The sequence below is a fragment of the Streptomyces sp. NPDC086147 genome (genome assembly GCF_040702165.1).
Classification (GTDB): domain Bacteria; phylum Actinomycetota; class Actinomycetes; order Streptomycetales; family Streptomycetaceae; genus Streptomyces.
Genome location: NZ_JBFBJO010000002.1, coordinates 699,000 through 721,232 on the forward strand (window position 1 = coordinate 699,000; position 22,233 = coordinate 721,232).

At 74.7% G+C, this 22,233-nt stretch carries 14 protein-coding genes; 9 read left to right on the forward strand and 5 right to left on the reverse strand.

What is annotated here, in order from left to right; all coding sequences use genetic code 11:
* Position 1: 1 nt before the first annotated feature.
* The gene (locus tag AB0398_RS07725; RefSeq protein ID WP_366372939.1) at positions 2-1,684 is read right to left on the reverse strand and encodes an AMP-binding protein; all 1,683 of its coding nucleotides are present in this window, start codon (positions 1,682-1,684) and stop codon (positions 2-4) included.
* 212 nt (positions 1,685-1,896) lie between these two features.
* Here AB0398_RS07725 and AB0398_RS07730 point away from each other — a divergent pair, with 212 nt between their 5' ends.
* The gene (locus AB0398_RS07730; protein WP_366372940.1) at positions 1,897-2,517 is read left to right on the forward strand and encodes a TetR/AcrR family transcriptional regulator; all 621 of its coding nucleotides are present in this window, start codon (positions 1,897-1,899) and stop codon (positions 2,515-2,517) included.
* Positions 2,518-2,664: 147 nt separating this feature from the next.
* Here the strand turns inward: AB0398_RS07730 and AB0398_RS07735 are convergent, their stop codons facing one another.
* A complete protein-coding gene (locus tag AB0398_RS07735) occupies positions 2,665-3,261 on the reverse strand; it encodes a TetR family transcriptional regulator (protein WP_366372941.1) in 597 nt (198 codons plus the stop codon).
* A 154-nt stretch (positions 3,262-3,415) separates the two neighbouring features.
* On the opposite strand from AB0398_RS07735, the gene AB0398_RS07740 reads away from it, so the two are divergent.
* The gene (locus tag AB0398_RS07740) at positions 3,416-5,641 is read left to right on the forward strand and encodes an MMPL family transporter (protein WP_366372942.1); all 2,226 of its coding nucleotides are present in this window, start codon (positions 3,416-3,418) and stop codon (positions 5,639-5,641) included.
* 151 nt (positions 5,642-5,792) lie between these two features.
* Here the strand turns inward: AB0398_RS07740 and AB0398_RS07745 are convergent, their stop codons facing one another.
* Positions 5,793-6,941, reverse strand: coding sequence for a helix-turn-helix domain-containing protein (locus AB0398_RS07745; RefSeq protein ID WP_366372943.1), 1,149 nt, complete (start codon positions 6,939-6,941; stop codon positions 5,793-5,795).
* A gap of 160 nt (positions 6,942-7,101) precedes the next feature.
* On the opposite strand from AB0398_RS07745, the gene AB0398_RS07750 reads away from it, so the two are divergent.
* The 5 genes from AB0398_RS07750 (at position 7,102) to AB0398_RS07770 (ending at position 13,938) form a co-directional block, all read left to right on the forward strand.
* Positions 7,102-8,589 (forward strand): long-chain fatty acid--CoA ligase, encoded by a 1,488-nt coding sequence (locus AB0398_RS07750; protein WP_366372944.1) that lies wholly within the window; start codon positions 7,102-7,104, stop codon positions 8,587-8,589.
* Positions 8,590-8,750: 161 nt separating this feature from the next.
* On the forward strand, positions 8,751-9,725 hold the full coding sequence (locus AB0398_RS07755; RefSeq protein ID WP_366372945.1) for an alpha/beta hydrolase: 975 nt from the start codon (positions 8,751-8,753) through the stop codon (positions 9,723-9,725).
* A 168-nt stretch (positions 9,726-9,893) separates the two neighbouring features.
* The gene (locus AB0398_RS07760; RefSeq protein WP_366372946.1) at positions 9,894-11,153 is read left to right on the forward strand and encodes a hypothetical protein; all 1,260 of its coding nucleotides are present in this window, start codon (positions 9,894-9,896) and stop codon (positions 11,151-11,153) included.
* A gap of 205 nt (positions 11,154-11,358) precedes the next feature.
* Entirely contained in the window at positions 11,359-12,663 is a 1,305-nt protein-coding gene (locus tag AB0398_RS07765; protein WP_366372947.1) for a hypothetical protein, read from the forward strand.
* Between the two features lie 93 nt (positions 12,664-12,756).
* The gene (locus AB0398_RS07770; RefSeq protein WP_366373034.1) at positions 12,757-13,938 is read left to right on the forward strand and encodes a cation:proton antiporter; all 1,182 of its coding nucleotides are present in this window, start codon (positions 12,757-12,759) and stop codon (positions 13,936-13,938) included.
* 39 nt (positions 13,939-13,977) lie between these two features.
* Here AB0398_RS07770 and AB0398_RS07775 read toward each other — a convergent pair whose 3' ends face one another.
* Positions 13,978-16,041, reverse strand: coding sequence for a hypothetical protein (locus AB0398_RS07775; protein ID WP_366372948.1), 2,064 nt, complete (start codon positions 16,039-16,041; stop codon positions 13,978-13,980).
* Positions 16,042-16,158: 117 nt separating this feature from the next.
* Positions 16,159-19,608: a LuxR C-terminal-related transcriptional regulator gene (locus tag AB0398_RS07780; protein ID WP_366372949.1), complete on the reverse strand. Its 3,450-nt coding sequence runs from the start codon at positions 19,606-19,608 to the stop codon at positions 16,159-16,161.
* Between the two features lie 546 nt (positions 19,609-20,154).
* Here AB0398_RS07780 and AB0398_RS07785 point away from each other — a divergent pair.
* Entirely contained in the window at positions 20,155-21,762 is a 1,608-nt protein-coding gene (locus AB0398_RS07785) for a S8 family peptidase (RefSeq protein WP_366372950.1), read from the forward strand.
* Positions 21,763-21,881: 119 nt separating this feature from the next.
* Complete coding sequence (locus AB0398_RS07790) at positions 21,882-22,229, forward strand: STAS domain-containing protein (protein WP_366372951.1); 348 nt, start codon at positions 21,882-21,884, stop codon at positions 22,227-22,229.
* Positions 22,230-22,233: the final 4 nt, after the last annotated feature.

A 22,233-nucleotide genomic window follows, 5' to 3' on the forward strand; every position in this document is an offset into this window, starting at 1 on the left:
ATCAGTCCTTCGCAGGGGTGGACGGCCCGGCGGCGCCGGTCTCGCGGAGTTCGGCGCGCCGGATCTTGCCGCTCTGGGTCTTGGGCAGGTCGGCGACGAAGTGGACCCGCCGGGGGCACTTGTAGGCGGCCAGGCGGTCGCGGGAGAAGGCGATCAGCTCCTCCTGGGTGGCGTTCAGGCCCGTCTTGAGCGAGACGTAGGCGACGACCGTCTCGCCCCGGTAGTCGTCCGGCCGACCGACGACCGCGGCTTCGAGCACCGAGGGGTGCTCGTACAGCGCGTCCTCGACCTCGCGCGGCCAGACCTTGTAGCCGGACACGTTGATCTGGTCCTTGAGCCGGTCCACGAGGTAGACCCAGCCCTCCTCGTCGATGACGGCGACGTCACCGGTGCGGAGCAGGCCGCCCGGCATCGTCCGCTCGGTGGCCTCGGGCTTGCCCCAGTACCCGGGCACGATCTGCGGCCCGCTCAGCTCCAGCTCGCCCTGCTCCCCGTCGGGGACGGGATTGCCATGCAGGTCCACGACCCGCGCGGTGAGGCCCGGCAGCGGCTTGCCGATGGACAGCGTTCCGCTCGCCGGGTGGACGGGCGCCCTGGTCCCCGGCGGCACGGCGATGACGGCGGACGTCGTCTCGGTCATCCCGTAGCCGTTGTGGATATAGACGCCGAACCGCTCCTGGAACCGCACGACGGTCGCCGGCGGGATCGGCGCGCCGCCGGAGTACAGGGTCTTCACCGCGGCGAAGTGCTCGGGACCGGCCTGCGGCAGCTCGTGGATCGCGTTGAACGTCGTGATGGAGCCGATCGTGAAGGTCACCCCGTGCTCGGCGAAGGCCTCCAGGGCGACCTCGGGGTGGAACCGGCCCGTCAGGACGAGCACGGTGTCGGTGAGCAGGGAGATCGCCGCGTTGACCACCGCCCCGGTGACGTGGAACAGCGGGGCGACGGCGAGCACCACGTCCCCGTCGCTCACGCCGGTCCACGCCGCGCAGGTCTCCACCACGCTCAGGACGTTGCCGTGGGTGTTCATGGCGCCCTTCGGCGGCCCGGTCGTACCGGAGGTGTACGTCAGGAACGCGAGGTCGTCGCGGCCCGTCCGCACCGGGGAGGGGCGGCGGCCGGCGAACTCCCCGATCAGCGCGACGAGGTCGCCGTCCGGCGCGGGGGCGGGGCGTTCGGTCGTCGGGAAGACCCGGGCGTCGTCGCGGGACTGGTAGTCGAGGGCCGAGGTGCTGATCAGCCACCGGACCGTGCTCCCCGCCACGGTGCCGAGCGTCTCCTCGGCGTCGGCGTCCGCGCAGACGAGCCCGACCGCCCCGGCGTCGTCGACGATCCGGCGCAGCTCCTGCCGCCGGTACATCGGATTGAGCCCCAGCGCCGTGGCCCCCAGCTTCCACAGGGCCAGCAGCACCAGCGCGTACTGCGGGACGTTCTGCAGGTACACCCCGACGCGGTCGCCGCGCCCGGTTCCGCGCGCCTCGAACGCGGCGGCCAGGGCGTCCGACGCGGAGTCCACCTCCCGCGCGGACAGGACGCCGTCGAAGTAGCGCAGCGCGGCGCCCTCCGGATTCCTCACCACGCGCTCCCTCCACGCGTCCACGAGGGAGTCGTGGACGGCCGCCGTCCTCGCCTCGGCACCGGTGGGGAGCGGGAAGCCCGCAGGGGGGTTCTCGGGAACCGTCATCTCTCGTCCCTCCTGCCCGCGCCGTACGCGGGTCGTGGTTACCGAGCGCTCGCTCGGTCCACGATGTGCGAAAGTGAGGTTACCGAGCGCTCGCTCGGTGAAGGATTGATGCGACGGGAGCGCCCTGTCAAGGGGTCTGCCGTCGGCCCGGACCGGGCGACGCTGCATACTGGCGTGCCGGCGCGACGAAGATCCGGGGCGAGGGGAGTGCTGTGACCGAGACCGATGCCGGGACGGTGTGGAGGGCGTACACGGGCAGCGGACTGCCGTCCATCCTGGAGACCGCCCTGGCCTGTTTCATGGAGCACGGCTACCACGGCACGACGATCCGGACCGTGGCCTCCCGGGCGGAGCTCTCCGTGCCGGGGCTCTACTACCACTACGCCTCGAAGCAGGCGCTGCTCGTCGCGATCGTCTCCCACGCCATGGAGGACCTGTGGCGGCGCAGCACCGCCGCCCTGGAGGAGGCCGGCGACGACACCCGGCGGAGGCTGGACCTGCTCGTGGAGTGCCTCGTGCTCTTCCACGCCCACCAGCGCGACCTGGCGTTCATCGCCTACAGCGAGATCCGCAGCCTCACCGGTGAGGCCCGCACCACCTACATCGCCGCCCGCGACCGCCAGCAGCGGCTGATGGACCGCGTCGTCGAGGACGGCGTGGCGCGGGGGGCCTTCACGACCCCGTACCCGCGCGAGGCCAGCAGGGCGGTCGTCACCATGTGCACGGGCGTCTCGCAGTGGTACCGCGCCGGGGGCGAGCACTCCCCGCGGGAACTCGCGGAGCGGTACCGCGTCATGACGCGCATGACGGTGGGCGTGACGCCGGGGGAGTGATCCCGGGAGGAGCGACCGCCGGGCCGGGGGTCGCTTTCTGGCGGTACGGCCGGGGGCCGCTCGGCGACGGTACGGCCGGGAGCCGACCCGTGATCGTACGGCCCGGGAACTCCCGGCAGCGGGTCCCCGCCGTACGCCTCCGAGGCTTCAGGTCCGGGTGTCCCCGGCGTCCGGCCGGCCGGGCCGCAGGGTGGCGGCCGCGGCGCGGATGAAGGTCATCGCGGTCTCCAGGTCGCCCGGCTCCGACCGGTGCGTCAGTTCGCCGATCACGCTCGCGACCGTGGCCGCCAGGATGCGCGGGGCGAAGGCGTCGGGGTGCCAGCCCCGCTCCTCGGCGAGGAGTCGGGCGCCGTCCTGGACGACGTCGGTGAGGCGGCCCCGGCAGAGCCCCTTGAGCTGGGGGTTGGACTGCAGCATCCGGTCGTAGAGCTCGTCGAACGCGTCCCGGGAACCGCCCTGTTCGCGCAGCCACTGCTCGACGGTGTCGAGGATGCCCTGCCCCGCGGGCCTGGCGTGCAGCGCGGCGGCCAGCCGGTCGACGAACACGTTGAAGTGCTCCATCGCCAGTTCGAGCTTGGTCGGGAAGTACAGCGTGACCGTGCGGGGCGAGACCTCGGCCGCCTCGGCGATGTCGGCGATGCTCGTGGCGTCGAAGCCCCGCTCCGCGAACAGCTCGTACGCCGCCGTGAGGATCGCTTCCCTGCGCCGCGCCTTGCTGCGTTCCCTGAGGCTGTCACCCGTCATGCGAGAAGCTTACCATCGGTAGCTAATTTACAGTCGACTGCAAAAATGCGTTACTGTGCATTGCGTGGTGGAGGTGCCCCGCTCTGACCCCTCCACCACGCACATCCCCCTCTGATCCCTCTGGTCAGGGTTTCTACCGGTTAGGAATGCACCGATGGCCTCACGCCTGTACGCCTGGGCGCGCTGGATGGTCCGCCGCCGCTGGGTGATCGCGACCTGGATACTCCTGCTCGCCGTCATCGGTGGCCTGGGCGCGACCCTGCACGGAAAGACGTCCACCGAGTTCACCGTCCCCGGCGTCGAGGCGCAGGAGGCGCAGGACCTCCTCAAGGAGAAGTTCCCTCCCGCCGCCGGCGGTGTCGTACGCATCGTGGTCGCCGCCCCCGAGGGGCGGAGCGTCACGGACCCGGAGCAGCGGAAGGCGCTCGACGGCGTCCTGCGCGAGGCGGCGGAGGTGGAAGGGGTCGTCGACGTCTCCCGGCCGGCCGAGGCCGGCGCGGTGTCGTCCGACCGGACCATCGCCTACTCCGACGTCCGGTTCACCGAAGAGGCCCCCGAGGTGACCGAGGAGGCCAAGGAGGAACTGGCCGCCGCGGTCCAGCCCCTCCGCGACGCCGGGATGCAGGTCGAGCTGGGCGGCTCCGCCATGCTCCCGCAGGCCGAGGCGGGAGGCCCGGCCGAACTGGTCGGCGTCGTCATCGCCTTCGTGGTCCTCGCCGTCGCGCTCGGCTCCGTCGTCGCGGCCGGACTGCCGCTGCTCACCGCGCTCCTGGGCGTCGCCGTCGGCGTGCTCGGCACGATGTTCGTCTCCCGCTTCGTGGAGATGACGGGCACCGCGACCGTCCTGGCCCTGATGATCGGCCTGGCCGTCGGCATCGACTACGCGCTGTTCGTCATCTCCCGCCACCGCGAGCAGCTCGCCGACCCCGACACCGACTGGGAGGAGTCGATCGCACGCGCCACCGCCACGGCCGGCAGCGCGGTCGTCTTCGCCGGCGCCACCGTCGTCATCGCGCTCGCCGCCCTGGTCGTCACCGGCATCCCGTTCCTCACGATCATGGGCCTGGCCGGCGCCGTGACCGTGCTGATCGCCGTCCTGGTCGCCATCAGCCTGCTCCCGGCCGTGCTCGGCGTGTTCGGCGAGCGGATGCGCCCGCGCCGGCCCGAGCGCAAGAGCGCTCGCAAGGACCGGGCCCCCGGCTCCTGGGGCCTGGCCTGGGCCCGCGGCGTCACCCGCACGCCCGCCGTCGTCCTGGTCGCCGGAGTCCTGGGCCTGCTGGCCCTCGCCCTGCCCGCCAAGGACCTGCGCCTCGGACTGCCCAGCTACGCCTCCCAGCCCGAGTCCAGTACCCAGCACAAGAGCTACGACCTGCTCACCGAGGGCTTCGGCCCCGGCTTCAACGCCACCCTCATCACCGTGGTGGACACCGGGAAGATCCCGCCGGAGCAGCGGCAGGACACCGTGACCCGGCTGCGCGGCACGCTGGTCGCCGACCGGAACGTGGCCGCCGTCTCGCCCCCGGTGGCCGGCCCCTCCGGCGGCGTCGTGGTCATGTCCGTCGTGCCGAGGTCGAGCCCCGACGCCCAGGCCACCACCGACCTGGTCCACCGCATGCGCGACAAGGCGCCCGAGGTCGCCGCCGCGGGCGGCGCCCTCTACGTCACGGGGCAGACGGCCATGGCCATCGACGTCGCCGCCAAGCTCGGAGACGCGCTGCCCCTGTTCATCGGCGTCATCGTCGTCCTCGCCCTGGTCCTGCTCGCCCTCGCGTTCCGCTCGGTCCTGGTGCCGCTCAAGGCGGCGCTCGGCTTCCTGCTCTCGGTCGGCGCGAGCCTGGGCGCCTCGGTCTGGGTCTTCCAGGAGGGCCACCTGAACGGCCTGCTCGACGTGGCGGCCGTCGGACCGGTCACCAGCTTCCTCCCGATCCTGCTCACCGGCGTGCTCTTCGGCCTCGCCATGGACTACGAGGTGTTCCTCGTCAGCCGGATGCGCGAGCACTACGAGCGCAGCAAGGACCCGGCCGAGGCCGTCGCCAGGGGCGTCTCCAGCAGCGCCCGGGTCGTCGTGGCCGCCGCGCTGATCATGATCGCGGTCTTCGGCGGCTTCGTGTTCAACGAGGACCCGATCATCAAGTCCATCGGCTTCGCCCTCGCCTTCGGCGTGTTCGTCGACGCCTTCGTGGTCCGCATGACGCTCGTACCCGCCGCCATGGCCCTGCTCGGACGGCGCGCCTGGAGCATGCCCCGGTGGCTCGACCGGCTGCTCCCGGACGTCGACATCGAGGGCGCGCGCCTGCCCGCCCCGGCGCCGGCCGGATCCGCCGCCCGCCCGGAGGCCGGGGAGGAGTCCCCGCGCCGCGAGACGGCCGCCCGGGTCTGAACGACCCGCTCCGGACTCCGGGGCCGCCGACGTCCGTGGGGGACGACGGCGGCCCCGGCACCCGCCCCGTACCTCCCGTACGCCACGGGAGGTACGGGGCGTCTTCACGTCGTACGGGCCACGGCCCGGCGGCGCCCGGCCGGGCGCCGGGTCACTCCGCCCGGTCGCGGACCGCCAGGAGCGCCGCGCCGATGTCCGTCGTCGCGCGCGGATCGGAGAGGGACCGGCCCGTCAGCTCCTCGACGCGCCGGAGGCGGTAGCGGACGGTGTTGGGGTGGACGAAGAGGCCCCGCGCCGTGGCGTCGGCCGAGCCGCCGGAGGCGAACCAGTGCTCCAGGGTGTTCAGGAGACGCGACCGTTCCGCGACCGGCAGGTCGAGGACCGGCCGGAGCGTCACCTCCACCAGACGGGCCGCCTCGGCGGGCGCCGCGGCGACGACCATCGCCAGCGGGTCGTCGTCGAACCGGGCCACACCGGGACCGGTGCCCGGCAGCCCGGACAGGGCCAGGCGGGCGAAGCGCAGGTTCTGCGGGGCGCCCTGCAGCGAGGAGAAGCACGGGCTGAACCCCACGCGGGCGCGGCTGCGCCGCAGGACGCGGAGGCAGGCGGTCTCCGCCGCGGCGGTGGGCAGCGCGATCAGCGCGAGCTGCTGGTCCGGCAGTAGCCGCCACGCGGAGGGGAGTTCCGCCCGGCGCAGCGCCGCCTCCACGCCCGCGAGGGGTTCCTCGCCCGGGGCGCCGGCCTCCGCGACGGCGACGGCGTACGGCCCCTGCTCGGGCAGCCCCAGCTCCCGGGCGGCCTCCCACAGGGTGTGGTCGGTGATGACACCGGTGAACAGCGCCTCCACCAGGGCGTAACGCCTCGCCTGGCCCCGTGAGGTCAGCTCGGCGGCCGTCTCCCGGTAGGCGATCGCCACCGCTTCCGCGTACAGGCCGAACAGCGCCCAGAAGTCCGCGGACTCCGACACCAGCAGGTCGTCCGACACCTCGGGGCGCGTGCGCGCCTCCGCGACGATCTCCGTCCACAGGAGTTCCGAGCCGATGCGGTAGGCGCGCAGGGTGTCGGCCAGCGGGACGCCCTGCTCCGCCCTGGCCCGCCCGGTCTCACGGGCCGCCTCCGCGTCCGGGGAGCCCTTGCGGCGCAGGTGCGACAGCACGAAGTCGGCGTTGGCGTGGCAGGAGCGCCGCAGCGAGTCCAGGGGGATCAGCGACTCGCCCCGGTAGGCGTCGACGTCCGAGCGGATGCGGAGCGCCATCCTCTCGGCCAGTTCCGGCAGCCTCGATCGGAGTGCTGCGGCCACGCCCGAAAGGTCCATGTCCGCAGCTTAGCCCCCCTGTTTTGTCGCGGCGGACAATCCAGGGGGCCGAGCGCTGTCGCACAGGCCATAGGACGCGCCGGTGGATGACGACAAGATGTCGGCGATGTAAACATGTGGTGGTTTCGTGTGACGGAGGCGGGTCATGGCCAATCTGGCAGGGTTCCTCGTGGAGACGGCCGGGCGACAGCCCGAGCGCCCCGCACTGCGCCTGGGGGAGCGCGTCCTCACCTACGCGGAGCTGGACGAGCACAGTGCCCGCGCCGCCGCCCTGCTCAGGGCCGAGGGCGTACGGCCGGGCGACCGGGTCGCCCTGATGCTGCCCAACGTCCCCGAGTTCGTCGTCCTGTACTACGGCGTCCTGCGCGCCGGGGCGGTCGTCGTTCCCATGAACCCGCTCCTGAAGACCAGGGAGACCGAGTTCCACCTCGCCGACTCCGGCGCGGTGCGGCTCTTCGAATGGCACCAGGCGCCGGGCGAGGGGGCCGCGGGAGCCGCCGCCGCGGGCGTGCCGCACACCGCCGTCGAACCCGCCGCGTTCGCCGCGGCCCTGGCCGGGCACGAGCCGCTGTCCGAGGTCGCCGCCACGGACGGCGAGGACATGGCCGTACTCCTGTACACCTCCGGCACCACCGGCCGCCCCAAGGGCGCCGTCCTCACCCACGCCGGACTGCGGCACAACACCGAGGTCAACGGCGTCCAGATCCAGCGGATGACGCCCGAGGACGTGGTGGTGGGCTGCCTGCCGCTGTTCCACATCTTCGGGCAGATCTGCACCATGAGCGCGGCCGTCCGCAGCGGCGCCTCGCTCGTCCTGATCCCCCGCTTCGAGCCGGGGGCCGTCCTGGACGCCGTCGCCCGCGAGCGGGCCACCGTCTTCGAGGGCGTCCCGACCATGTACGCGGCGCTGCTCCAGCACCCGTCCGACGCGGACGTGTCGACGCTGCGGATGTGCATCTCCGGCGGCGCCTCGCTGCCCGTGGAGATCCTCCACGGCTTCGAGCGCCGGTTCGGCTGTCCGGTCCTGGAGGGCTTCGGCATGTCGGAGACCAGCCCGGTCGTCACCTTCAACCACCCCGACCGCCCGCGCAAGGCCGGCTCCATCGGCACCCCCATCCGGGACGTGGAGGTGCGGCTCCTCGACGACGAGGGACAGGACGTGGCCCCCGGCGGGATCGGCGAGCTGGCCGTCCGGGGGCCCAACGTGATGAAGGGCTACTGGAACCGCCCCGAGGAGACGGCCGCCGCCGTTCCCGACGGCTGGCTGCGCACCGGCGACCTGGCCCGGGCGGACGAGGACGGCTACCTGTACATCGTCGACCGCAAGAAGGACATGATCATCCGCGGCGGCTACAACGTCTACCCGCGCGAGATCGAGGAGGTCCTGCACGAGCACCCCGCCGTCGCCCTGGCCGCCGTGCTGGGCGTCCCGCACGCCGAGCTGGGCGAGGAGGTCGCGGCTGCGGTCGTGCTCCGTCCCGCCGCGCGGGCCACCCCCGAGGAGCTGCGGGAGTACGTCAAGGAGCGGATGGCGGCCTACAAATACCCGCGCAGGGTGTGCCTCGTGGACGCGCTGCCGCTGGGGCCGAGCGGCAAGATCCTCAAGAGGGAGATCGTCCTGCCCGCGGAGTGACCGCCCGTCGGGCCCGGTGGCCGGGTTGCGGGGGGTGGACGGGGCGCGAACGATGGAACCGGGCGTTGCCGTGTCCGGGCAGTCGTTCCCATCGGGGCGCGGCCGGTGAGGCCGCGCGCAGCAGGGCGTTGGTGTGCCCGTTCTCATTCCAGGGAGTGGACATGAGCGACCTTCCTCCTCCGATTACCCCGTATCTGGAGCCGGCCGCGAAGGAGTTGTGCGAGGCGACGGATCCGCATCCGAGGATCTACGAGGTTCCGCCGGAGAAGGGCCGGGACATCCTGCTCGGCCTGCAGAGCGACGCGAGCGTGCCCCGTCCGGAGGTCGACGAGGAGTGGGTCGACGTCGACGCCGGGGAGTGGGGCACGGTCCGCACCCGCGTCATCCGGCCCAAGGGCGTCTCCGGGCCGCTGCCGGTGGTCTTCTACATCCACGGCGCGGGCTGGGTCTTCGGCGACGACAAGACCCACGACCGGCTCTTCCGCGAACTCGCCGTCGGCGCGGGCGCGGCGGGTGTCTTCCCGGTCTACGACCGGGCCCCGGAGGCGAAGTACCCCACCCAGGTCGAGCAGAACTACGCCGTGGGCCGGTGGGTCCTCGAACACGGCGCCGAGCACGGTCTGGACACCTCGCGCGTCGCGGTCACCGGCGAGTCGGTCGGCGGCTGCATGTCGGCGGTCTTCGCGCTGATGAACAAGGAACGCGGCGGCATCGACCTCAAGGCCCAGTGCCTGCTCTACCCGGTCGCGAACGCCGACTTCGACACCCCCTCCTACCACCAGTTCGCCGAGGGCTACTACCTCACCCGCGACGGCATGAAGTGGTTCTGGGACGCCTACACCACCGACCCCGCCCAGCGCGCCGAACACCACGCCTCCCCGCTCCGGTCCACCCTGGACCAGCTCAAGGGCCTGCCCAAGGCCCTGGTCATCACCGACGAGGCCGACGTCCTGCGCGACGAGGGCGAGCAGTACGCCAACAAACTCCGCGAGGCGGGCGTCGACGTCACCTCCGTCCGCGTCGCCGGCATGGTCCACGACTTCCTCCTCCTGGACAGCCTGCGCGACACCCGCGCCGCCAACGTCGCCCGCAAACTCGCCGTCGACTTCCTCGCCACCGCGCTCCACGACGACTGAGACGTACCTCCGAACTCCGTACGGTCCGGCCCCGACGCCCGCGCGGCAGGGGCCGGACCGTCGTTTCGAGCCGACCGCCGACCGCCGACCGCCGACCGCCGACCGCCGACCGCCGACCGCCGACCGTCGCGGCACCCGCGGGAACACCGCGTCTGTAGTCTGCGGGCCATGGCGGCTGGAACGGGGACGGCGCACGGCTTCTGGGCACGCAGGCTGCTCGTGGACGCGGGCGTGGATCCGGACGATCCGCGGCTGGACGCGCGCGAGTACGTGGACCGGAGGATCGCGCTCGCCGTGAACGGGTTCGACTCCGAGGAAGCCGGGCGGGCCGAGGGCGCGGTCGACCTCGCCTCGAACATCCTGCTGCGCTGGCGCGCGCCCCGGCCGGAGTTGCTGGCCGGCCTGGTGCGGTGCCTGGAGTCCCGCCACTTCCACGCCCGGGGCGACGCGGCGCTGGTGCTGGCGCGGCTCGCGTCGGCGGACTCCGCGCCGGACGTCACATCGGCCGTGCCCGCGCTGATCGCGACCGCCGACCACTCCTACGACCGGGTCGCCGGACCGGCGGCACTGGCCCTCGCCCGTCTCGGCCGTCCGGAAGCCCTCGCCCCGGTCCACCGGTGGCTCGCGTCGAGCGACCGGATCCCGTTCTTCCAGGTGACGTCGCTCGGGCGGGTCCTGCGGCCACTGGTGGGCCACGCCGACGCCTTGCTCCCCGGAATCCGCCGCCTGCTCCTCGACTCGGCCGGCAAAGAGGGACTGCGCCCGGTCCTCACGACCCTGGCCTCCTGGGGCCCCGCCGCGAGCGGGGCGGTCCCGGAACTCGTGTCGACGCTCGCCACCCGCAACGTCCGGTGGGCCTGTGACGCGCTCGGTGGCATCGGCCCGGCCGCGGCGCCCGCGGCGGACACCCTCGACCGCTTCGTCCGCGGCGTCGCGCAACCACCGCGCCACGACGGCGGCATCCCGTTGCCGAACGGCGTACGGCGATGGCACGGCGCGCAGAACGCGGCGTGGGCGCACTGGCGGATCACCGGTGATCCGCGGGTCTTCCTGGCCTTCGCGGAGGACGCGGCGTCCCGGGGCCTGGGGTGTGCCGACCTCGGCCGCCTGGCGGAGTTGGGGCCGCGGGCGACGCGCTGCGCGCCCGCCCTCCGGCCGCTGCTCGATTCCCCCGGCCCGTGGACCCGCGTCCAGGCCGCCCACGCCTGGTGGCGGATCACCGGCGACACGGACGCCGCCGTCCCGGTCCTGCTGGCCGCGCTGGAACCCCTGAGGACGGGCGACGCCGACGGGCCCTGCCGCGCGGCGGTCCGGCACATCGCCCGGTCGGCGCCCCGGCCGCCGCGGCGGCACCCCTCCTCGAAGCTGCGCTCTCCTCCGAACGGCGCTTCCCGGCGGACGTCTACCCTGCGGCACGCGCGGCGCTGACAGCCTTCGGCGACGCGCACGCGCGGCGTGCGGACCCACTCGGGGCCGAAGGGCCGGAGACCACGGTGACGTGACCGCCCCGCCGGAGGCGCCACGGGGGCGCGGCCACGCCCGCGCCCCTCGGAAGGAGCACCCCCGTTCGCGCGCGCGGAGGAACGGAGGTCGGCTGGGACCGGGGGCGATCGCCACGAACGAGGAGGCGCCGGTGCCGGACGACGAATCGGCCGCGCGGGCCGACGGGCGGGCGGAACTCCAGGAGCTGCGCGCCCGGGTGGCGACGCTCGAAGCCGACCGGACGCGCCGCCTGCCGAAGCACCGTGCGAAGTCCTTCCTCGCCGTCGTCCTGATCGTCCTCGGCTGTGTGCTCGCCCCCCTCGGGATCGTCGCCGCCTGGGCGGCGGACGTGGTGGGCGACACCGACCGCTACGTGGAGACCGTCGCCCCGCTCGCCTCGGACCCGGCCGTCCAGGACGCCGTCGCCGACCGGGCCACCGACGCGCTCATGACGCGCATCGACCTGTCGACCCTGCTGTCCGGTGCCGCCCCCGAGGAACGGCCGCGCCTGGAGAAGGCGCTGGGCGGCCTGGGTGACTCCCTGGAAGGAGCGGTCCGCAGTTTCGTGCACGAGAAGGCGCGGGAGGTCACCGGCTCGGACGCCTTCGCGACCGTCTGGACGGAGGCCAACCGCAAGGTCCACGCCTCCGTGGACAAGGCCCTCACGGGGAGCGGCGGCGGTGCGGTCCGGCTGGAGGACGACACGGTCACCCTCGACCTCGCCCCCGTCGTCGAGCAGGTGAAACAGCGGCTCGTGGACGAGGGCATGGGGTTCGCCGCGCGGATCCCCGAGATCCACACCGACTTCACGCTCGTCCGGTCCGACGATGTCGGCAAGGTCAGGAACGGCGTACGGCTCCTCCAGATCGCCAGCGACTGGCTGCCGGTCCTCGTGGTCCTCCTGGTGGCCGGCGGTGTCCTCCTCGCCCGGCGAAGCCGCAGAGCCCTGGTCGCAGGAGCCCTGGCGGTGGCCGTCACGACGGGGCTGCTCGGCATCGGGCTGCGCGTCTTCCGCGCGTTCTACCTCGACGCCCTGCCCGCCGAGGTCTCCCCGGAGGCCGCCGGGGCGGTCTACGACGCCCTGACCCGGCTGCTCCACACCATGGTCAGGGCGGCCGTCGCCCTGGGCGTCGTCGTGGCCCTGGCCACCTGGCTCACCGGCCACGGCCGGCGCGCCCGTCTCGTCAGGGGCGTGTGGGCCTCGGGCATCGGCGCGGCCCGCGCCACGGCCGACCGCTCCGGCCTGCGCACGGGCCCGGTCGGGCCCTTCGTCCGCAGGTACCGCACCTGGATCGTCCGGGCGCTGGTGGTCGCGGCGCTCGCCGCCTACGTCTTCTGGTCGTACCCCACCGGCTGGGTGGTGGCCGGCCTCGCGCTCGCGCTGCTGCTCGCCCTCGCGGTGGTGGAGTTCCTGGCCGCCGACGCGCCCGCCGGGCCCCCGCCGCCTTCGGCGTGAGCCCGCGGGCCCGTCCGGAACGGCCTCACCGGCGATCCGCGCACCGCGTGCTAGACACCGGATGTGTCCTCCGCCGCCACCCTCCTCCTCATCATGTCCGTCGCGGTCCTCGCGCCCCTGCTCGCGGACGGCGTCTCCCGCCGGGTCCGCGTCCCCCTGGTCGTCTTCGAGATCGTCCTGGGCATCGTCATCGGCCCGGACGTCCTCGGATGGGCGCGCTCGGACGAGGCGATCGACGTCCTGTCCGAGCTCGGCCTGTCGATGCTCATCTTCCTCGCCGGGTACGAGATCGAGTTCGCGAACGTACGGGGCGGACTCCTGCGCCGCTCGCTGGGGGCCTGGCTGATCTCCCTGGCCGCCGGGCTGGGCCTCGCGCTGCTGCTGAGCGGCGGGGACGTCTCCGCCGCCCTCGTCGTCGGCACGGCGCTGACCAGCACCGCGCTGGGCACCGTACTTCCCGTCCTCAAGGACGCCGGGGAGCTGAAGGGCCGCTTCGGGGACGTGACGATGGCGTTCGGCGCGGTGGGCGAGTTCGGGCCCGTGATCGCCATGGCGCTGCTCCTGAGCGGCCGCAGACCGGCGGAGTCCGCGGCCGTCCTCGTCGCGTTCGGGCTGATCACCGCCGGAGCGGTGGTCCTGGCGATGCGGCCCCCCGCCCCGTGGCTGTCGCGCCTGATGGTCAAGACGCTCCACAGCAGCGGCCAGTTCGCCGTCCGCTTCGTCATGCTGCTGCTCGCGGCGATGCTGGGGCTGTCGGAGGCGTTCGGCCTCGACGTGCTGCTCGGCGCCTTCGCGGCGGGCCTGCTCACCCGGCTCGTGCTCGACGCCGCTGCGCCGGAGAGCAGCGCCGAGATCCTCGGCAAGGTGGAGGCCATCGGCTTCGGCTTCCTCGTGCCCCTGTTCTTCGTGGTCACCGGCATCGAGTTCCGGCTCGACGAACTCCTGGGGAATCCCGGGACGCTCGCGCTCGTCCCGGTCTTCCTGCTGCTCTTCCTCGTCGTACGGGGCCTGCCCGTGTACTTCCTCGCGCCCCGCGACCTCGGCCGGTCCGACCGCTCGGCGCTGGCCTTCCACGCCGCCACGTGCCTGCCGCTCGTCGTCGCGATCACCACCATCGGGGTGGACCAGGAACTCCTCGACGGGGAGAAGGCGGCCGCGCTGGTCGGCGCGGCGATGCTCTCCGTGCTCGTCCTGCCCCTCGTGGCGGCCCGGCTGAGGAAGCCCGGCGGCGCGAGACCGGTGGAGCGAGCCTCCTCCGACACCGAGGCGTGGTGACCGGACGGCCGGAGGACCCGGGACCCTCCCGGGCGTGCCTCAGCCGTCGGCGTGCCGGTCGATCCAGTTCAGGGCCGCCGCCCGCTCGGCCCCGCTCGGCGCGGGTCTCACCTGGTCCGGGTGGCGGACCAGGGCGTGCGCGCGGGCGGTCTCCAGGCCGATCGCGCGGGCCCCGGGGGAGAGGCCGGGATGCTCGGCGACCTCCAGGGCGCGCTGCCACCAGCTCCGGCTGCGGTCGTCGACGGCGTAGTGCCACAGGGGCTGTCCGGGGTCGGCCACGCCGATCAGCACCCGCCGCAGCGTGTGCGGGTGGATCCCGGGAGTGCCGAGCAGCCGGTCGGCCACGAACAGCGGATGCTCCCCGTCGAGGCAGGCCCGCACCAGCACCCAGGTCATGAGCTGGCCCACGTCGTGGGCGGACGAGGTGACGAAGTCCCACAGCTCGGCGGCCTTGGCCTCGTCGGGGGCGCCGAGGTGGGTGAGGAGCCGCAGCTCGTCCTTCCAGACCGGCCGGGACCCGTTCCACCAGGCGACCAGCCTCCCCGCCGCCGGATGGTCCAGGTCCAGGGCGAGGCACGTCAGGGTGACGAGCGGATGGCGCCATTCGGCGTACGTGGTCCGGTACTTCCTCGTGAGGTCCTTCAGCCGGCGCGGCAGCAGCGCCCCGACCTCGGACTCCCCGGCCAGGCCGTGGGCGAGGAGGAGTTCGAGGCAGAACCCGAGCCCCTGCAGCTCGGTCCGGGGATCGGCCACCCGCTCCCGCAGCCAGTCCGCGTCGGCGCCGGTGAGCGTCCGGTACCGATGCCACACGTCGCCCAGCGCGCCCTCGGAGGCGGTGAGGTCGGGTCCGGTGCCGGACAGGAGCCCGTCCCGGGCGGCCTCGTAGCGGTCCACGGCGGCCAGGAGGTCGTCGGTACCGGAGAACACGCCGTGACCGGGCCGGAGCGCCTCCTCCCGCACGTGGTCCACCCGGTCGCGGGCCGCGTCCGCGGCGAGGACGCGCAGGGCGCGCGGCAGCCGTTCGTCGGTGCTGAGGCGGACCGCCGTCAGGGCCGACCAGGACAGACCGGCCCGGTGGTCCGCTCCCGTCTCCCGGCGCCGGTCGGCCGTGACGACTCCGGCCAGCGCCTCGTACAGGCCGCGCAGCGAGGCCTCCGGCGCGGCGTGCGCCTCCAGTTCGGCCGCGAGGGCGGCCGCGGCCCGTACCGCGTCGGGCTCGTGGAGCGCGCGGTGCAGCGCCAGCCAGGCGTGGACCGCACCCCGGTCACCGGTGAGCGCGCTCTCCCGCACGACGGCCAGACCCCGTTCGGACGGCACCCGGCGCAGGACGGGGGCGGCCTGGGCCCCGAGCTCGGCGACGACCTCCCACGCCTCCTCGAAGCCGTGGCGCAGCAGGGCGTGGAGCAGCTCCCGCCACGCGCTCCACTCCGCCGGCCGTCCTTCGTACTCCTCCCGCCAGGCACGCAGCAGCCGCGCCGTCTCGTCGGGCGCGAGCCCGTCCCGCCGCTCCAGCGCGACCGCGCACCGGGTCGCGGCGGAGAGGACCAGGGGGCCGCGCAGCCGCTCGTGGAGCCACGCGGTCTCGGCGGGGGACAGCGGCCGGTACGCGAAGGAGAGGGCGGAGCGGTCCACCGGCTCGTCGAGCGCGTCGAGGAACTGGCGCACGCCGTCGGGATCCGCCGGGTCGGGCAGGCCCGTGTCGTCCCGGCGGGTGATCCGGTCCAGACCGAAGGCGCCCCCCGGCCCGTTGTCGACGATCCGGAAGCCGGCCGGCCCCTCGCCGAGCCCGGCGGCGACGGTGCCGTGGTCGCCGCCCCAGTGCAGCAGCAGTTCGCCCGTCAGGGCGCCGGAGCGGTCGAAGGCCCGCCGGTGGGACTGCCAGTGCCAGTACGCGAAGGAGACCGGGGTCGGGAGGCCCCGCACCGAGGCGAGTTCGGCGGCGTCCTCGTGGCCGTCGGACTGGGTGAAGCGGCTCCGGGTCGGCGGCGGGAGCACGAGGAACCCGTCGCCGCCGAGCCCGCGCCACCAGGCCGTGAGCGCGGCGAGGTCCGAGCGCCTCCGCGCCGCGCGGCGGCCGTCCGTGCCGGTGCCGGGGTCGTCCACGTGCTGCTCCCTGTGCTTCCGGGCCCGTCGAGGACGGTCCCTCCGCCCGCGATCCACCCTGCCACAGGGGTCCGACACTCCTTCCGGGCGGATCTCCGGGAGGCCCCGGCGGGGCGGCTACCGCCGACGCGGCTCCGCCCCGCCGTCCCCCCACCCCGCCAGGGCGATGTCGGTCCTGGACGAGGCGTTCAGCTTCCGCATGATGCGGGCCACGTGGTGCTCCACGGTCCGGGTGGAGAGGACCAGGCTCTCGGCGATGTCCTTGTTGGCGCGCCCCTGGACGACCAGCCGGGCCACCTCCTGCTCGCGCGGGGACAGCTGGTCGCCGTAGCCGAGCCGGCCGCGGCGGTGGGTGGTGACGATGTCGTGACGGCGCAGCAGCCGCCGGCAGCGGGCCACGTCCCAGCGGGCGTCGAGCCGCCCGTAGACCTCGACCACCTCCTGCACCCCGTCGGCCGCCGCCTCCCCGCGCAGACCGAGGAGACAGCGTCCGCGGGCCTCCGCCGCCCGGGCCGCGTCGAAGGGGCGGCCGAGCAGCCGCCACCGCGCCTCCGCGTCGGCCAGCAGCCCGACGGCCTCGTCCGGCCGGTCCCCGGCCTCGGCGAGCAGCGCCCGGCACACGGTCAGGGCGGCCCGCGCGGCGGGCGCGTCGCTGTCGGCGGTCCCGGCCGCGAAGTCGGCGACGAGCCGACGGGCCCGCGCGGTCTGCCCGCTGCCGTGCAGGGCCTCCACGGCGACGGGCAGCACCTCCCCGGCCCACACCCAGCCGCCGGTTCGCTCCAGGCGGTGCAGCACCTCCTCCACGGCCTCGCACGCCTGCCCCGGCCGCCCGGCCTCCAGATGGACGCGGGCCGTGGCGGCGGCGGAGGCGGTGAGGATGAGCCCGGTGTCGTAACGGGTGGTACGGGCGGCCTCCGCCAGGTCGTGGCGGGCCCGGGGGACGTCGCCGAGCACGTGCAGCGCGGTCAGCCCCCGGACCAGCATGGCCTCGGAGGTCAGGTCGGGTATCTCCCGGTAGAGCCGGGCGGTGCGGTCGGCGGCCGCGTGCAGCCCCTGCCAGCGGCCCTCGTGCCAGGCGAGCACCAGACGGGCGGTCTGGACGAGCCCCTCCAGGTAGGGGCTGCTGGTGTCGGCGAGCCCGTCGGCGGCCCGGTCGAGGAACTCCCGGGCCCGCCCGCCGTATCCGAGGGCGCTGGCCGCGTGCGCCAGGTTGGTCCAGCCCCGGGCGTGGTGCGCGGCCTCCATCGCGGACCCGGCCGGGCCGCGCAGGGCCTCGGCGGCGGTCCAGGCCCCGGGGTCGCCGAGCAGCATCAGGGCGGTGGCGCGGTTGGCGGCGATCGCGGCGCGGGCGACCGGGTCGGTGACCCGGTCGGCGAGCGCCTCGCCGCGCTCCAGCCACTCCCGGTGGCGGTCGACGGGCCAGCCCTTGATGGAGGGGATGGCGGCGACCGCCATGGCGCGGGCGGCGGTCTGCGGGTCGGACGCCTCCAGGTCGGGAATGGCGCGGGCGACCTCGTTGAGGCTGTCGAGCGCCCCTCCGCTCTGGTTGCGCAGCACGACGCTCAGGTGCAGCCGGATCTCGCCGCGCAGCCGGGGCGGCGGGTCGTCCTCGTCGAGGACCCGCCGCACCGCGGCCACCACCGGCTCGCCCGCGCGGGCCAGTTGCGCGGTGCGGGCCAGTTTCGCGGCGGTGCGGATCCGGCCCTCCGCGCGGGGGTCCTCGGCGACGGCCCGGGTGTAGAGGCTGGTGGCGGTGGCGTAGTCGCCGCCGGCGGCGGCCCGGTCGGCGGCCGCGACGAGACAGCGCAGGGCCTCGCGCACCCGTCCGGCCGCCGCGTACAGCCGGGCGAGGTCGGCCAGCGGCGGCGGCCCTCCGCCCTCCCGCCGCAGGGCCCGGGCGGCGCGCAGGCTCAGCCGGGCGAGCCGCGGCCCGGAGAGGAGCGCCAGCGCGGCCCGGCGGTCCAGCGGGTGCCGGAAGACGGGGCACGGGCCGTCGGCCCGCAGCACGGACCGGCGTACGCACGCGTCCACGGCCTCCTCGGCCCGTTCGGGCGCGAGGTCCGCGACCTCGGCGAGCACGCCGACGGGCACCGCGAGCCCGAGGACGGCCGCCGCCTCGACGATCCGCCGGGCGTCCCCGGCGAGCGGGGCGCACCGCCGGGCCAGCTCCCGCCGCACCCGGACGGGCACCCCGACCTCCCACACGGCGGCGCACACCGGCCCCACCACCCGACGCCCCGTCACCCAGTCGCTCCCGCAGCCCGGTTGGCCCGCCACTTGAGGAGACGCGCCTGCCCGGGGGTCAGTCATCCAAGGGGGCCCGCCCGCCCGGGAGTTCGCCACCCGAGGAGGCCCGCCCGCGCGGGGCCCCGTCACCCGGCCGGCCTCACCCGTCCACGCCTCAGCCGCCCGGCCGGCCTCATCCGCCCGATCGACTCCGCCCGCCCGGGAACCCGCCACCCGGTCGGCCTCTCCCGCCCGAGGCCCTGCCACCCGGCCCATCCGGCCCGCCCAGGGATCTCCCGCCCCGTCGGCCCCGCCGGCTCCGGACCCCGCCCCCCGCTCGGCCCGGTCCGTCGTCCACGCCCCCGTCGGTCCCTCGGTCCCGTCCCTCCGGCAGGGGCCGTCCTCCCCGTGCTCCCGCAGCAGTTCCCCGGCGCTCCGCAGCAACTCCCCTGCGTCACCGGGGAATCCGCCGGTCAGTTCGTGCACGAGCGCGGCCAGCTCCTCCCGCTCGTCCGTCCGCCCCGGCCGGTGCGCGTCGAGCCAGCGGTGGACGAACTCGCCCGTCTCCCCGGGGGTCCAGGGCCGTACGTCGATCTCCTCGACCCGTACGCCCTCCGGGGCGCGGACGCCGAGGACCGGCAGCCCGGCCGCGGTGTCCTCGGTGACGACGAGGCGCAGCCCGGCCGGCATCGCGTCCGTCAGGCGGTGGAGCAGGGCGAGGGTCGCGGGGTCCGCCCGGTGGACGTCCTCCACGACCAGGACGACGTCCCCGACCGACGCGAGGAGCACCCCGATGGCACGCGCCAGCAGCCCGCGCCGCACCTCCGGAGCGGCCGCCGCGGCGGGCGGGTCCGGCAGCCGGTCGGCCAGTTCCGGTACGAGGAGGCCGACGGCCCCGGTCACCGCGGGCAGCGGCCGGTCCGGGAGACTGGTCGGGTACGGCAGTCCGGCCAGCGCGTCGGCGACGGGCCCGAGCGGCACCGCGTCCGCCGTGTCGGGGCAGGTCCCGCGCAGCTGCGTCCACCGCGCGAACTCCGCCCGGCCGAGCACCTCGTCCACCAACCGGGACGTCCCCGCCCCCGCCGCTCCCCGTACGACGGTGAGGCCCGGCCCCGCCCACAGTGCCTCCCGCAGCCGCCGCCGCTCCCCGGCCCGCCCGACGAACCCGCCCCCGCAGGCCGCTCCTCCGCCGGGCCCCGGAGGGCGGGGATCCGCGCGGAGGGGATCCGTACGCAAGGGCCCCGCACGGAAGGGATCCGTACCGGAGGTTTCCGCATCGCGAGGCCCCGTACCGCAGGACTCCGTACCGCAGGACCCCGTACCGGAGGAACGTCTCTCCACGGCTCCGCCTCTCGCCGACCACTCGCCCGGAGGGCCCGTCGTACTTGGGCAGGTGGTCTACCCTCCGGACGGCCGATGTCGCAATAGGGGTCCACCACCTACGGAATGCGGGCGCCCGTCCCGACCGCCCGCTCCCACTCTTTGGGTAGCGCTACGGATTGCTGCGTTCCTCCCGCCTGGCCGAAGCTCTGGGCGGTCCGGCGACACCGTCCCGTACACCGTGGTCCCCAGCCGACGGAGGTACGGGGACGGCCGCACCCCACGCGGTCGTCAGGCGTGGCCTGACCCGTGCCGTGCGGAGCCGACTCCGTGCGGCGCGCCGCCCCACCCCCACCGCCGTGGGCGCCGACACCCGAAGGCGCCCGCACGACCGCCGCGACCGGGCGATTGTCATGATCCCGACAGGGGTCGCGTCCCGGTGCGCCGGCGGTCCCCCTCCGGACACGCGCCTCCCACCACCGACGGAGCGTGTCCGGAGTCCACCGGGGCGACGGGTGCCGCCCTCCGGGCCCGAGCCGGGCCCGGACACCTCTCAAGGGAGAAACCATGGAGTTCGACGCTCGCGCCCTCCGGCGCCTGCTCGCCGTCGGCGCCAGTGCCGCCCTGCTCGCCGGGGCCGCCTCGACCGCCGGGGCCACGGCCGCCCCCGTACCGCCGGGCGGCGGCGAGGGCCGCATCGTCGGCGCGGACCGCCCCGGCGCGGTCGACGGCTCCTACATCGTCACCTTCGAGGACTCGGTCGCCCGCGCCGACGTGCCCGCCTCCGCGAAGGCGCTCGCCGAGCGGCACGCCGGCAGCCTGCGCTACACCTACACCGCCGCCCTGCGCGGCTTCGCGGTGCGGATGACGGAGGCCGAGGCCAAGGAGCTGGCCGCCGACCCGTCGGTGGCCCGGGTGGAGGCCGACGCGGTGGCGTACGCCGTCGACACCCAGCCCAACCCGCCCTCCTGGGGCCTGGACCGCGTCGACCAGCGCGACCTGCCGGTCGACAAGAGCTACACCTACGGCACCACCGCCTCCAACGTGAACGCGTACATCGTGGACACCGGCATCCGCATGAGCCACCGCGACTTCGGCGGACGCGCGGTCAGCGGCTACGACTTCATCGACAACGACTCCAACGCCTCCGACTGCCAGGGCCACGGCACCCACGTCGCCGGCACCGTCGGCGGCGGCTCCTACGGCGTCGCCAAGGGCGTCAAGCTGATCGGCGTCCGGGTCCTGAACTGCCAGGGCACCTCCGGCGACACCTGGGCCCCGGTCCTCGCGGGCATCGACTGGGTCACCAAGAACGCGGCGAAGCCGGCCGTGGCCAACATGAGCATCGGCGGCGGCAAGACCCAGTCCGTGAACGACGCCGTGGCGGCCTCCATCGCCTCCGGCGTCACCTGGGTCGTGGCGGCCGGCAACAACAACGCCGACTCGTGTTCCTACTCCCCGTCCTCCACCCCGTCCGCCATCACGGTCGGCGCCACCAACAGCCGGGACGCCCGCGCCACCGGCTGGAACAACGGCCAGGGCTCCAACTACGGCTCCTGCCTGGACATCTTCGCCCCCGGCGACAGCATCGTCTCCACGTCCAACTCCGGCGACACCGCCTCCCAGTCGATGAGCGGCACCTCCATGGCCGCCCCGCACGTCGCCGGCGCGGCCGCCCTGCTGCTCGCCGCCAACCCGGCCTGGACCCCGGCCCAGGTCCGCGACAAGCTGGTCGCCGACGCCACCTCCGGCAAGGTCACCGACCCCCGCACCGGCTCCCCGAACAAGCTCCTGTACACGGGCACCGGCAGCACCACCCCGCCGCCCACCGGCAGCAGGTTCGAGAACACCGACGACGTGCAGATCCGTGACAACGCCACCGTGGAGTCGCCGATCACCGTCACCGGCGTCACCGGCAACGCCCCCGCGAACCTGGCCGTCACCGTCGACGTCCGCCACACCTTCCGCGGCGACCTGAAGGTCGAGCTGGTCGCCCCCGACGGCGGAGCGTTCGTACTGAAGAACTACAACTCCTCCGACGGTGCCGACCACGTCCAGGGCACGTTCACCGTCGACGCCTCCGCCAAGGCCGCCAACGGCACCTGGAAGCTCCGCGTCACCGACAACTGGGTCAACGACACCGGCTACGTCAACGCCTGGTCGCTCCAGTTCTGACCCCGCACCGCCCCGCACCGCCCGCGCCCCCGGAGCCGCACGGCTCCGGGGGCGCGGCCGTCGGGTGATCCGAGGGGGGCAGGTGGCGCGGCGGCGTTCGCCGATGTGAGGATGACCGCATGCATGCGGCCCCCGAGAGAAAAGTGCGTTTCACCAGCCACGAGCAGGTGTTCGTCATCACGATGCACGGCGAGATGGATCACGACGACGCGGAGGACGTCGAAGCCGCCTGGGCGGCGTCCGTCGAGGCGGCCTCCCCGATGACGGCGGTGGACCTCTCCCGGGTCACCTTCGCCGACAGCATGCTCCTCAACGCGCTGCTCGAAGCCCGGCGCCACCACGAGGCGGACGGGCGCGAGCTGGTGCTGATCGGCCCCCTGCACTCCGCGGTGCGGCGGCTCCTGGACGTCAGCGGGACCCTCGGCCACTTCCGGGTCGTCAGCACGGGCCCCTCTCCGGCCAGCTGAGGCC

What these genes read in the sequence shown, in the direction of transcription:
- AB0398_RS07740 (WP_366372942.1), top strand. Translation starts at nt 3,416, where the DNA reads ATGGCCTCACGCCTGTACGCCTGGGCGCGCTGGATGGTCCGCCGCCGC.
- AB0398_RS07790 (WP_366372951.1), top strand. Translation starts at nt 21,882, where the DNA reads ATGCATGCGGCCCCCGAGAGAAAAGTGCGTTTCACCAGCCACGAGCAG.
- AB0398_RS07755 (WP_366372945.1), top strand. Translation starts at nt 8,751, where the DNA reads ATGAGCGACCTTCCTCCTCCGATTACCCCGTATCTGGAGCCGGCCGCG.
- AB0398_RS07770 (WP_366373034.1), top strand. Translation starts at nt 12,757, where the DNA reads ATGTCCGTCGCGGTCCTCGCGCCCCTGCTCGCGGACGGCGTCTCCCGC.
- AB0398_RS07760 (WP_366372946.1), top strand. Translation starts at nt 9,894, where the DNA reads ATGGCGGCTGGAACGGGGACGGCGCACGGCTTCTGGGCACGCAGGCTG.
- AB0398_RS07725 (WP_366372939.1), bottom strand. Translation starts at nt 1,684, where the DNA reads ATGACGGTTCCCGAGAACCCCCCTGCGGGCTTCCCGCTCCCCACCGGT.
- AB0398_RS07750 (WP_366372944.1), top strand. Translation starts at nt 7,102, where the DNA reads ATGGCCAATCTGGCAGGGTTCCTCGTGGAGACGGCCGGGCGACAGCCC.
- AB0398_RS07785 (WP_366372950.1), top strand. Translation starts at nt 20,155, where the DNA reads ATGGAGTTCGACGCTCGCGCCCTCCGGCGCCTGCTCGCCGTCGGCGCC.
- AB0398_RS07735 (WP_366372941.1), bottom strand. Translation starts at nt 3,261, where the DNA reads ATGACGGGTGACAGCCTCAGGGAACGCAGCAAGGCGCGGCGCAGGGAA.